9 protein-coding genes are annotated in these 12,130 nt (G+C 39.2%); 3 read left to right on the plus strand and 6 right to left on the minus strand.

Features of this window, described 5'->3' with window-relative positions; genetic code table 11:
* The first annotated feature begins 238 nt into the window (after window positions 1-238).
* Both EXE10_RS10655 and EXE10_RS10660 read left to right on the plus strand, forming a co-directional pair.
* Window positions 239-766 (plus strand): GspH/FimT family pseudopilin, encoded by a 528-nt coding sequence (locus EXE10_RS10655; protein ID WP_130113378.1) that lies wholly within the window; start codon window positions 239-241, stop codon window positions 764-766.
* 157 nt (window positions 767-923) lie between these two features.
* Window positions 924-2,099, plus strand: coding sequence for a thiolase family protein (locus EXE10_RS10660; protein ID WP_130113345.1), 1,176 nt, complete (start codon window positions 924-926; stop codon window positions 2,097-2,099).
* A 70-nt stretch (window positions 2,100-2,169) separates the two neighbouring features.
* On the opposite strand, the gene EXE10_RS10665 is transcribed toward EXE10_RS10660, so the two are convergent.
* A complete protein-coding gene (locus EXE10_RS10665; RefSeq protein WP_130113346.1) occupies window positions 2,170-4,893 on the minus strand; it encodes a DUF2339 domain-containing protein in 2,724 nt (907 codons plus the stop codon).
* Window positions 4,894-5,055: 162 nt separating this feature from the next.
* On the opposite strand from EXE10_RS10665, the gene polA reads away from it, so the two are divergent.
* Window positions 5,056-7,815, plus strand: coding sequence for a DNA polymerase I (gene polA, locus EXE10_RS10670; protein ID WP_130113347.1), 2,760 nt, complete (start codon window positions 5,056-5,058; stop codon window positions 7,813-7,815).
* 132 nt (window positions 7,816-7,947) lie between these two features.
* Here polA and EXE10_RS10675 read toward each other — a convergent pair whose 3' ends face one another.
* From EXE10_RS10675 to EXE10_RS10695, 5 genes are all read right to left on the minus strand, one after another.
* Window positions 7,948-8,391 carry a DUF2314 domain-containing protein gene (locus EXE10_RS10675; protein ID WP_165382289.1) on the minus strand — a complete coding sequence of 148 codons (444 nt, stop codon included), beginning with the start codon at window positions 8,389-8,391 and terminating at the stop codon, window positions 7,948-7,950.
* 84 nt (window positions 8,392-8,475) lie between these two features.
* Complete coding sequence (locus tag EXE10_RS10680; protein ID WP_130113349.1) at window positions 8,476-9,045, minus strand: YggT family protein; 570 nt, start codon at window positions 9,043-9,045, stop codon at window positions 8,476-8,478.
* Window positions 9,046-9,096: 51 nt separating this feature from the next.
* A complete protein-coding gene (gene proC, locus EXE10_RS10685; protein ID WP_068972894.1) occupies window positions 9,097-9,927 on the minus strand; it encodes a pyrroline-5-carboxylate reductase in 831 nt (276 codons plus the stop codon).
* A 24-nt stretch (window positions 9,928-9,951) separates the two neighbouring features.
* Window positions 9,952-11,304: a tRNA lysidine(34) synthetase TilS gene (gene tilS, locus EXE10_RS10690; protein WP_130113350.1), complete on the minus strand. Its 1,353-nt coding sequence runs from the start codon at window positions 11,302-11,304 to the stop codon at window positions 9,952-9,954.
* On the minus strand, window positions 11,241-12,065 hold the full coding sequence (locus EXE10_RS10695) for an acetyl-CoA carboxylase carboxyltransferase subunit alpha (RefSeq protein ID WP_068972892.1): 825 nt from the start codon (window positions 12,063-12,065) through the stop codon (window positions 11,241-11,243). The genes tilS and EXE10_RS10695 overlap by 64 nt, the downstream gene beginning before the upstream one ends.
* Window positions 12,066-12,130 lie beyond the last annotated feature (65 nt).

Consider the following 12,130-nt stretch of genomic DNA (forward strand, 5'->3'; position numbering starts at 1 on the left):
GTGCTTGATAACTTTAATCAAGTAAATTATTGACAAAATTACTTACAATTTCCGTTGTAATTCGGTAACTTTTTACTCAATTTTTTTCTGCGAATAGCTTATCTTTTACTTGCTAGCATTTTAACAGCAAAAGAAAGCGATAGTAATATTTTTTTTCCACTATACGCAATTCATTTAAATTTATAAGAAAAATTATTATTTTTCAAATAAAAAACAATACTTAAACGAAGATTAACACATGTATTCTTATTGTAAAGAGCAAGCTTTCACGCTTGTAGAATTGATTGTCACTATTTCAATTCTAACCATTCTTGCAACTTTAGCATTTCCCTCATATTTAAATTTCAAAGCGAAACAAGAGTTAAATCACATTACAGCACTCATTCACACCCTCAACCAATCTGCAAAAAGTAATGCTGTCACTTACCATTCTATCATTGTGATTTGTTCATCTGCCAATACAACTCAATGTGCCAATGATCAATGGAATACAGGCATAATCATGTTCAGTGACCTCAATAGCAATCAACAAGTAGACCCAGATGAAAGAATCCATAGCGTTGTAGATACAAAACTTAAATATGGTTCACTGACTTGGGATGGTGGTGTCACGAGTACCAAAGTATTAACCTTTCAAGGAGATACTGGTCTACCTCGTAGCTCTTTCGGAAGTTTTTATTATTGTAGCCAACACGCTTCCTCATTACACCGCCGATTTGCCCTTCCCAAAACGGGGTTATTAAGAGTCGAGAGCTATGCCTGTTAATTGATCTGTGTTTGTGAATTGAATGTAATTAATTTTCAAAAAAACTGACCTGTTTAGTCCACTATTCTTGGCTGAATAGACTTTATTCTCCAATTTATTTTTATATACTGCTTAAGTTTGGATACATTCTCAGAATAATCAATTGGAGATTAGAACAATGACTGACATCGTAATTGTCAATGGTGCACGTACTGCAATGGGTGGCTTTCAAGGTAGTCTTGCGAGTGCAACTGCCCCTGAACTGGGGGCTGCATCAATCAAAGAAGCCATTAATCGTTCTGGATTACAAGCAAGTGATGTGCAAGAAGTCATTATGGGTTGTGTACTTCCAGCAGGCTTAAAACAAGGTCCTGCGCGTCAAGCCATGCGTAAAGCGGGCTTACCTGATTCTACTGGTGCAGTCACCATTAACAAATTATGTGGCTCTGGTATGAAAGCCGTGATGCAAGCTGCTGATGCGATCAAAGCTGGTTCAGCAGAAGTGATTGTTGCAGGTGGTATGGAATCCATGACCAATGCACCTTATTTACTTCCAAAAGCACGTGGCGGTTTCCGTATGGGTCACGGCGAAGTGAAAGACCATATGTTCTTTGATGGTCTAGAAGATGCTGAAACAGGTCGCTTAATGGGTTCTTTTGCTCAAGATATGGCAAATAACAAAAGCTATACCCGCCAACAGATGGATGATTTTGCGATTCGTTCTTTACAACGTGCACAAAAGGCCATTACCGAAGGTTGGTTTAAAGATGAGATCGTGCCTGTAACCATTTCTGGTCGTAAAGGTGATGTGGTTGTTGACCAAGATGAACAGCCGTTTAATGCCAATATTGAAAAAATTCCAACTTTACGCCCTGCTTTTGCCAAAGATGGAACAATTACAGCGGCAAATGCCAGCTCAATTTCAGACGGTGCATCAGCTTTAGTGCTAACTTCTGCTGAACATGCTGCATCAAAAGGTTTAAATCCTTTGGCGAAAATTGTCGCTTATGCATCGAACTCGCAACATCCTTCTGAATTTACCATCGCACCTGTTGGCGCAATCCAAAAAGTGTTAAATAAAACGGGTTGGGATGCTCAAGACGTTGACCTTTGGGAAATCAATGAAGCTTTTGCTATGGTGACTATGTGTCCAATGGATGAATTCAAATTAGATGCTGAAAAAGTCAATATCAATGGCGGCGCATGTGCATTAGGTCACCCAGTCGGTTCAACAGGCTCACGCATTATTTTAACTTTGATCCATGCTTTAAAACGCACTGGCGGTAAAAAAGGTATTGCGGCATTGTGTATCGGTGGTGGTGAAGCAACTGCTGTGGCAATTGAAATTCTTTAATACTTTCAATCCATCAAAAAAGCATCTAGACCTCTAGATGCTTTTTTGTTTTATCTATTATCACAACGACTTAATTTTCTTTTAGCTCTGGAATCGGTGCAATATAAGCAATAATTAACATAATAAAACCAGCACCCAAGAAAGAAATCACGCGTGTTAAAGTTCCTATATGAGAAAGATCAAATAACACCAATTTCAAGGTCACAATCACGAGAATACTGCCACCTAAAATCCATAAAGGACGAATGACTTTTTGAGTCGCGTAACTCATAGCAATAAAAGCTAAACTGACCCACAGCAAAGTTAAACTCAGTTGTACTGTTGCATCTTGCCATAACATTAAGTCGTTATACGGTGTCGCAAAATACACATGCAAAGCACGCAGTAAAATATAACTGCTGAGCCACAACACGCTAAGTACAGAAAGCACCGCCAAAATCCCTTGATCCATGCTTTGTTGATATTGTTGCTTGACTTGTAAATTCAGCATCCATAGAAATCCAATCAATATTGCAATGCTCACCGCATCGAATGGATTCAGTATAGGTAATAAATAGGCTTGAAATGCTTGTTGTGAAAATAATTGAGCGCATATCATCCACAGCAACATCAACGCTAAACTGCTACGTGTTTGCCAAAACATCGCCCAGTCAGCATTTCTTTGAAAGAAACACCATCCGCAGAATAGTAACGGTAAAATCACCACACTGATATAAGGCATACTCGGAATCAGACTTAAACTGGCAAGACTCAGACTAGTCAAAACTCCCAAACTCACCCATTCATTCTCAAGGCGAATACCACGTAAAGGTCTTAACCAAATCCATGTCAATAACACGCCTGAAACAAGCATCCCCCATCGTTCAACAGCATTTGTCCAAAGTAAAACACCATTTTGGCTAATATCTAGAATGAGAATCAGCGCAAAAACATACAGCGGAATAACACCGATCCATTTAGGAACGAGCCAAGTCCAAGTGGCTTGACGCTTTAATAACACTTCATTCAAGACTAAATAGCCAAAACTCAGAACCAGTAAACTATAAATATATTGATGATCACCTTCAAAATAATCCAATAATAAATATAGCATCATTGTAGTTGCAGATAGCATTAACACACTTAAAAATAAGGTTGTCATCGCACTAATTTGCTTTTGAAAATCAGCACGACTATTGGTTAAAACCACAACAGCAACATAACTTAGACTTAAGCACCAATACATGGTGTTTGGAAAATCTGCTAATTCAGCCAAATAATACAGACTTGAACACCCCGCAACGATCAGCAATACCATAGCCATATAACGGCTAATATTGGATTGTTGATATAGTGCAAATGCAAATATCAATAAACCCTCAGTCGCCCAACCCACTACACTCCATTGTCCATGCAAAAGAATCGGTGGAATTAAAGCAAGGAAAATCAAAGCTAAACTAAAATAACTTTGTGAAATCAATTGAATGGACTGATTCCGTTTTGAAAGTTGATAAATAATGGTGAAAACAATAGAAAAAGCCAAACTAAAACTGGCTAGATGCCATTCTTGATGAAAATACATCAAATATAAGAACAGAAAACCAATGATTGGCGCACCAAAAATTAACGCAATATCTAGGCTAGGTTTCAATTTGAATTGTTCTAGATCTTGTTTCGCAATCAATTGACTAAATCGAAAACCAAGCCAAACAAAGATTGTTATATGCGCGACAACTAAAAGCGTTAATCGTGATTTTTCTTGTGCATAACCATGATAAAAAACATAAGCACCACCCACAATCGCTGTCACTAAAAAACCAATTTGATTCAGGTATTTCCAAGGTCGCAATGTACTCAGTATCGCAATTGCGATATTAATCACTAAATAATAAGCAACTAACTCTGTTGCCGTTGCGCTACGAATAGGCAAAGTAAAAGGCGCAATATAGGCAATGAGCATTGCCATTAAAGCCAATTCTATACTTTGCTGTTTTAGACTTAATCCCAAAGTCACCAGCATGATGACCACAAAATATATTCCTGCGATGAAAATATTGGGAATCACTTGATTGTAATAGGCAAAGAATAAAGTCAGAAAAAGCCCTGCCAAGCCTAGACCTTCCAATGCCAAAGCAAAACTACGATTTTTACTCTGTAAAATAAAACCAAGCCCCGTGATGCCAATACTCACCAAAGCAACAATGGCAAGCTTAACCGCCAGACTCAGTTGCCAATGTTCCGTGGCAAAGCGCAGCAATAGCACAATCCCGATCACCAAAACTAGAATGGCGACTTTTAACACGGGATTACCTTGAAAAATCCACTGTCGAACCTGTGTCATCAAGCTATCAGTTGGCGAACGATCTACTGAAGTAATTTGAGCATGCTGAAGAGATTGATGTGCTGAATGATCAGTTTTAAATGGTAAATCAGCTGAAGACTGTAAGCGCTGTAATTGTGTTTGCACTTGAGTCAGATAACGTTCTAAACGTCTAAGCCATCGCAGAAAAAAGAAAATCCAAGCAGTTAAACCCAATCCCACCAACCAACTAAAATGTAAAGTTAATCCGACGACTGAGACAATTGAAGAAATATAAAGCGGGACTTTAGAGGTATTCTGCAATGGAATCTGAGTTTGCGATGCAATCTCCTGCATTGGATTTTGAATGGCATCGACATAGTGCATCACACTCATGACAAATGCCAAGCCACAGATATAGGTCACGATTTTTGTATCAAAAAACCATGCACTGACTGCGATAATCATCAGCATCATCAACCAAATAATGCGAATTTCACTCTGCCCTTTCAGCATATTTGCTCTTTCTCTGTCCTGAGTCATTCGATGATACAACAGCCTTAGATTGATAATGCATGTATTCATCAGATATTCAGTAACACAAGGATGACCGTTGTCGCTTCGCAATAGCGAAAAATCACGTACAATAAAGCGGTTATTTGGATTAGGAAATTATCAATGCCACCATTTGTATTGGTCGATGGGTCATACTTTTTATTTCGTGCTTTTCACGCACTCCCACCTTTAACCACATCAACTGGATTACAGACCAATGCGATTCGTGGGGCAATTTCTGCAATTCAAAAATTGATGCGTCGCGTTCAGCCAACGCACATGGCGGTTATTTTCGATACCGCTGAACCGACTTTCCGTCATGAGTTATCACCGATTTATAAAGGTGATCGCCCAAGTATGCCTGACGAGCTCTCTCAGCAAATTCCGTATTTACATGCATTAATTCGTGCGCTGGGCATTCCTTTACACATGCTTCCAGGTGCTGAAGCTGATGATATTATCGGGACTTTAGCTAAACGTGCCGAAGCCGCTGGTCACCAAGTTTTAATTTCAACAGGTGACAAAGACATGGCGCAACTTGTCACTGACAAAGTGACCTTGGAAGATAGCTTTAAAGATAAACCTATGGATGTGGATGGTGTCATTGAAAAATTTGGCGTGCGTCCAGATCAAATTATTGATTATTTAACCCTCATGGGCGATGCCTCTGATGGTATCCGTGGTGTGCCTGGTGTTGGTGCTAAAACGGCTGCAAAACTTTTAAATGAATATGATTCAATTGGTGGCATTTTAGAAAATGTCGACAATATTAAAGGCAAAGTTGGTCAAAACATTAAAGACAATGTTGAAGGGATTGCACTTGATCACCAACTTGCAAGTATTGTCATCGACTTAGATTTAAATCTGACTTATGACGATTTAAAACTGGCTGATCCAGATGTTGAAAAGCTGCGTAATCTCTATACCGAACTTGAGTTCCGTAACCAATTACAATCACTTGATCATCCGAATAATCCAAACAGTTCAGCCTATAAACAAACCACGAAAGAAATTGCCAAAACTGAACAAGTATCAGAAGTAACAACAGATCAAGCAATCAGTTCAAGTGTTGATGATCGTCTAGGTGAAGCAAATTATCATACTGTTTTGACTCAAGCAGATTGGGACAAATTATTCCAACGTTTAAGCACCGAAAAGCGTTTTGCAATTGATACTGAAACCACAAGTTTAGATTATCGTGTTGCTGAAATGGTCGGTTTTTCAGTGGCTTTCGATGCCAAAGATGCTTATTACGTTCCACTTGCGCATGACTATGAAGGTGCACCTGAACAACTCAATCGTGAAATCATCATTCAGCAAATCAAACCTATTTTAGAAGATCCCAAAGTTGAGAAAATTGGACATCATTTAAAATACGATGCACATATTTTTGAGAATCACGGCATCCATTTACAAGGTTGGTATTTCGATACCATGTTGGCATCGTATGTACTAAATGCTGTAGCAACACGTCATGGTATGGATGATGTGGCACGTGTTTATCTTAGCCATTTGACCACAACCTATGAACAAGTTGCAGGTAAAGGTGCAAAACAAAAAACCTTTAATCAAATTGAGCTTGAAACAGCTGCACATTATGCAGCTGAAGATGCCCATGTAACTTTCCGCCTATATGAAGTTCTCGATCGCAAACTGAAAGAAATTCCTGAACTGAGTGGAATTTTACATAATATTGAAATGCCTGTTGCCAGTGTTTTAACGACAATGGAAGGAAATGGGATTGAGCTAGATTTAACTTTCTTAGATCAACTCAGTGTCGATTTTGCGGAAACCATTCAAAATTTGGAAAATCAGATTATTGAAATTGCGGGTGAATCATTCAACGTTGCCTCACCGAAACAAGTTGGTGAAGTACTATTTGAAAAACTCGGTTTAAAAGGTGGTAAGAAAACTGCAACGGGGCAATACAGTACTTCGGAAGCTGTTTTAGAAAAAATTGACCATCCAATTACAGCTTTGATCATTGAATACCGTGGCTTAACCAAACTGAAAAGCACGTATACAGAAGCTTTAGTAAAGCAAGCCAATAATGATACCCATCGTGTGCATACCAGTTATCACCAAGCTTTAACAGCGACTGGGCGCTTGTCATCGACTGATCCAAACTTGCAGAATATTCCAGTTCGTGAGGAAATTGGCCGTCAAATTCGTAAAGCATTTATCGCACCGAAAGGACGTGTACTGCTCGCAGCCGATTATTCTCAAATTGAATTGCGTTTAATGGCACATTTCTCTCAAGATGATGCCTTAGTCGATGCCTTTAAGCATGGTCAAGATGTCCATCGTCGTACCGCTTCAGAAGTCTTGGGTGTAGCACTGGAAGATGTGACTTCAGATCAACGTCGTCAAGCCAAAGCAGTCAACTTCGGTCTGCTCTATGGTATGTCAGAATTTGGTTTGATTCGTCAGCTTGGTTTTACTCGCCAAGAATCGCAAAATTATATCAAGCAATATTTCCATCGCTATCCAGGCATTTATGAGTATATGCAACGTACGCGTCAAGTGGCTTTGGAACAAGGTTTTGTTGAAACCATTACAGGGCGTCGCTTATATACACCTGATATTGATGCTCGAAATATGATGGTGCGTAAAGGTGCAGAACGCGCGGCAATTAATGCACCACTCCAGGGTTCTGCTGCTGAAATTATTAAAATGGCCATGATTGAAGTGGCTAAAATCCTACCGAATGATCAAGCTAAGCTTTTACTGCAAGTACACGATGAATTGGTGTTTGAAGTCGATGAAGCGATTGCAGATCAGTTGGCTGAACAAATCAAAGATGTGATGCAAAAAGTATGTACCTTATCTGTACCTTTAGTGGTTGAAATCGGTAAAGGCAGTAATTGGGATGAGGCGCATTGATGCCTTAACGACCTTTTCACTTTGAAATAAAAATTTTAAAAAGAGGTGCTTTTAGAAGTGCCTCTTTTATATTCAAAGAGTTATTCTTCATAAAACTCAAATGCTTCGTTTTATTTATTCATTTTTCAAAAATCAATCAATAAATCTAGATAAGCCAATATGCTGATCAAATTCAGCCTTATCATCTTCTAGCAATAACGACCGATGATAACGTAAAGAATAACCTCCTTTCATTTCCCCATTCTCAGATAAAATATACCAATCCAATAAATCCTCTTCAGCAAACTTCAACCATTGTCCCACATGGATCCATTCAAATTCTTTTGGCAACTCAAATGGTTGTGCATAACAAAATCCCTCTTCAAAAAAGGGACTCATCAGCCAAATATTTGCACCATGAGAAGCATCTTGATATTCTGGAATATAAAATTTCACACAAGCAAAATCACCTTTAGATAACTGCTCTATTTGGCTTTTGAAAATAGAAAGTGAACCTACAGCCAATTGAATTGTATTTTCGTATCCGTCAACTTTCTTATCTAAATTCATAAAGATAGGATCATTTTTATTGCTCATTATTTTCATACTTCATTTATTTTAAATAACTAATAATAGTAAAAAGGACTCTTTCGAGTCCTTTTCTACTTATACAAGAATGAATTACAAACCAGTCAATAAAACCTTAGCGACTTCATTCATCAGGATTTCAGCAACATAGAGTGCTAGGAATGCCAAGATCGGAGATAAATCAATCATCCCCATATTGGGCATAATACGACGGAATGGCGCCAATAATGGTTCAGCAAGCTCTTGAATCACTTCAATATAAGGTGAACGTGACTGTGTAAACATCACCACCCAACTTAAGATAATCGTTGCAAAAATTAAATAACGGCAGAAACGAATCAAATCCTGAATCATCGTCACAAAAGTCAAAATAATTAAATGCACAGGGCTATTCGGTATCGCACCTTGCAAGTACATCATGCCAAAAATCTTCAGCAGATATAGAACAACGACTAAAACCAAAGCAGCAGTATTTACACGACCTTTCGCCAAAGTTGGGAAAATTCGGCTAAACATATCCACAATTTTAGTTGCTTTGACCGTCGACAAAACCACTGGATTGTATGGACTGACCATCGCCAACTGCATTAAAAAACGAAAGAATACGAGCAAAATCGCTACGTTAATGATAATGCCAAAAATTTGCGCAGAATTTGCACCCATATTGGAACGTTCCTAAAAAATCAATATATGCTTAAAACGATGATTAAAAAATTATTTAATGCTGTCACTTAACTCTACAGCCAATTCCTGACTACGTTTTTGCGCAGCAGCCAAAGCTGTTTGAATATTCTGTGAAATTTGTGCGCGATCAAATACTTCGATTGCGGCTTGAGTCGTACCATTTGGTGAGGTCACATTTTTACGCAACTCTGACGGCGCACTTGAACTGGTGATCGCCATTTGCGCAGCGCCTAGCGCTGTTTGCAAGGTTAAAGCCGTTGCCACCTTTTCATCCAAGCCCATATTCTTACCTGCACGAATCATACTTTCCATCATATAGAAGAAATATGCAGGACCTGAACCAGAAACCGCAGTTACAGCATCAATTTGCGCTTCTGAACCTACCCAAATGGTTAAACCTGTTGAAGCCAAAACTTGTGTCGCCAACTCGCGATCTTTTGTTTCAACTTCTTCATTCGCATACATACCATGCGCACCCGTTTGCACCAAAGCCGGTGTATTTGGCATCACACGGACAATACGATTATTGCCAGTCAAGTCTGAAATCGTTTTAATTTCAGCACCAGCCACAATCGAAATAATCAATTTATTCGCAAATAAACCGTTTAATGGTTTTAATACTGTGCCTAAAACTTGCGGTTTCACAGCAAATACAACAATATCGGCATCTTTAATCGCTGCAACATTATCATCAGTCACATGCACATCTTTTTCTTTGAGTAATTCACGAACTTTTTCAACGGGGTCTGAAACTGTAATACGTGTTGCAGGTAAACCACGACTCAACAAGCCACCAATCAGGGCTTGAGCCATATTTCCACCACCAATAAAAGTAATATTACAATTTAACACTGCACTCATGAATCACACTCGACCTTAGTTTTGTTACGCTGAGATTAAATTTGGTTGCCAACCGTCGACTTCACAATATTCAGATTGCGCCAACCAAAAACCGTTTGGTGTAAACACACCAAGCATAACATTATCTACACTTAATATTTGAATTGTATGACGCTTCCAAGGAAAAATATGCGCATCTTGAATGGCTTTTTTCAATGGCCAAGCACCGACCCGACCATATAGATGAATTTTCTCCCCACCTTGACGTGCTTTCAATGTCAGTTGTTTTCCAAGCAATGTAAAAGCTAAACCTATTTTAGAACGTTCTAATTGAAAGTTACCAGCAGCTAATTGTAGCTGTTGATGAAGCTGTAATTGCAACGCTTGTATGGGAATCAATTGTTTAGATTTTGATGCCAAATATTGTGTTTGTGCAATCCGATAAAGCTGATTTTGATAACGTAAATAATAAAACTGATTCCAATGTAAAGCCGCTTTCGAATCTGTTTTTGAATAAATCACTTCATCTTGTAGGCGTTGCACCATTTCAAATGCGGGGCGATAAGTATCCTGTCCTTTCATCCATGCGGATAAAAGTTGTCTTTGTCGTGCCAATGACAATTGTTGTAATTTTTCTAAATCAAGCTGTTCAGCATTTCCACACAACTGTAAATCTTGCTGTAAAACTTCATTGAGAATTTCATCAGCATCTTGCATTAGATAACTGGTTCGAGCCAAAGCCTGCTGCATTTTGGGATAGCGGCTTTGCAAAATATGCCAAAGTTCATGTCGACACCATGCCCGATCATGATGCGTATCTAAGTTGGTTGGATCATCAACATAGCAAATGTGTAATTGCGCTACCCATTGGCAAATCTGCTCACGCGTCGTATCTAACAGAGGTCGCCAAATGGTCAAATCATCACGCTGATCAATGGCTTGCATTGCCGATAAACCAGTAACGCCAGTGCCCGAGAATAGACGTAACAATAAAGTTTCAGCTTGATCTTGTTGATGATGTGCTAAAACAAGAACTTCATTTTCTTTTAAATGTTGTAGATAGGCATCATAGCGCGCTTGGCGTGCCTGATTTTCAAGATTACCTTGAGCAACTTGAACAGGCTGAATAATATAAGGAATATTCAGTTGTGTGCATTGTTCAGCGACAAAATCAGCCCATTCATCACTGACTTGTTGTAGTTGATGATTGACGTAAATCGTACGAATTTGATGAGGGAAAAGCTGAGACATCACATGTAGCAACAGCATGGAGTCCATGCCACCACTACATCCGATCAGAAATTGCGTATTTTCAGCAAATTGAGAATGCTGTTTTAAGAAGCGAGTCCTAAGTTGTCGCTGCCAAACTTCATTAAACGTTGATAACGTGCTTCGCATCGTTCTTCCGCAGTTAGAGGCTGTAATTCATCAAGCGCTTGTTGTAACACATCCTTGAGTTTTTCCATAACTTCTAATGGATGTAAATGCGCGCCCTCACCTTCATCTACCACGTATTCAACAATACCGATTTTTTGAAGTTTGTCTGCGGTTAATGCAAGTGCTTCGCTGGCTTGTTCTGCTTTTTCAGCCGTTTTCCAAAGAATTGATGCACAACCTTCTGGTGAAATAACTGAGTAAATACTGTGTGAAAGCATTACCACACGGTCAGCCACACCTATACCGAGTGCACCACCAGAACCGCCTTCACCTAAAACGGTCGCAATAACAGGCACTTTCAAACTAGAAAGCTGAGCAAGACTGGTTGCAATCGCTTCTGCTTGACCACGCTCTTCCGCACCAACACCTGGGTAAGCTCCCATTGTGTCAATAAAAGTAAATACAGGTAGATTGAAACGCTCTGCCATATCGAGCAAACGCTGTGACTTACGGTAACCTTCAGGATTACACATACCGAAGTTATGTTGTAATTTCTCACGGGTACTACGACCACGATGCTGACCAACCACCATCACAGGTTGACCATTAAAACGTGCTAAACCACCGACCATTGCACCGTCATCACCATAAAGACGATCACCATGCAAGGTATCAAATTCTGTAAAAATTTCGCCTACATAATCCAAAAATTGCGGACGTTCAGGATGACGTGCAATTTGAACCGTTTTCCAAGCTTTAGATTGAGCAGCTTTACTTTTCATAAGTCGAGTATTATCCCTAATTTACCGAGGGTTCACCCTGCGGAAGTTTAGGCTCGGGTGATATT

The sequence above is a fragment of the Acinetobacter sp. WCHAc060033 genome (assembly GCF_004209125.1).
Classification (GTDB): domain Bacteria; phylum Pseudomonadota; class Gammaproteobacteria; order Pseudomonadales; family Moraxellaceae; genus Acinetobacter; species Acinetobacter wuhouensis.

Bases quoted from the DNA above. Each gene is read 5' to 3' on its own strand.
- polA (WP_130113347.1), top strand. From the start codon at position 5,056: ATGCCACCATTTGTATTGGTCGATGGGTCATACTTTTTATTTCGTGCT.
- EXE10_RS10680 (WP_130113349.1), bottom strand. From the start codon at position 9,045: ATGGGTGCAAATTCTGCGCAAATTTTTGGCATTATCATTAACGTAGCG.
- EXE10_RS10655 (WP_130113378.1), top strand. From the start codon at position 239: ATGTATTCTTATTGTAAAGAGCAAGCTTTCACGCTTGTAGAATTGATT.
- EXE10_RS10665 (WP_130113346.1), bottom strand. From the start codon at position 4,893: ATGCTGAAAGGGCAGAGTGAAATTCGCATTATTTGGTTGATGATGCTG.
- EXE10_RS10660 (WP_130113345.1), top strand. From the start codon at position 924: ATGACTGACATCGTAATTGTCAATGGTGCACGTACTGCAATGGGTGGC.
- proC (WP_068972894.1), bottom strand. From the start codon at position 9,927: ATGAGTGCAGTGTTAAATTGTAATATTACTTTTATTGGTGGTGGAAAT.
- EXE10_RS10695 (WP_068972892.1), bottom strand. From the start codon at position 12,065: ATGAAAAGTAAAGCTGCTCAATCTAAAGCTTGGAAAACGGTTCAAATT.
- tilS (WP_130113350.1), bottom strand. From the start codon at position 11,304: ATGCGAAGCACGTTATCAACGTTTAATGAAGTTTGGCAGCGACAACTT.
- EXE10_RS10675 (WP_165382289.1), bottom strand. From the start codon at position 8,391: ATGAGCAATAAAAATGATCCTATCTTTATGAATTTAGATAAGAAAGTT.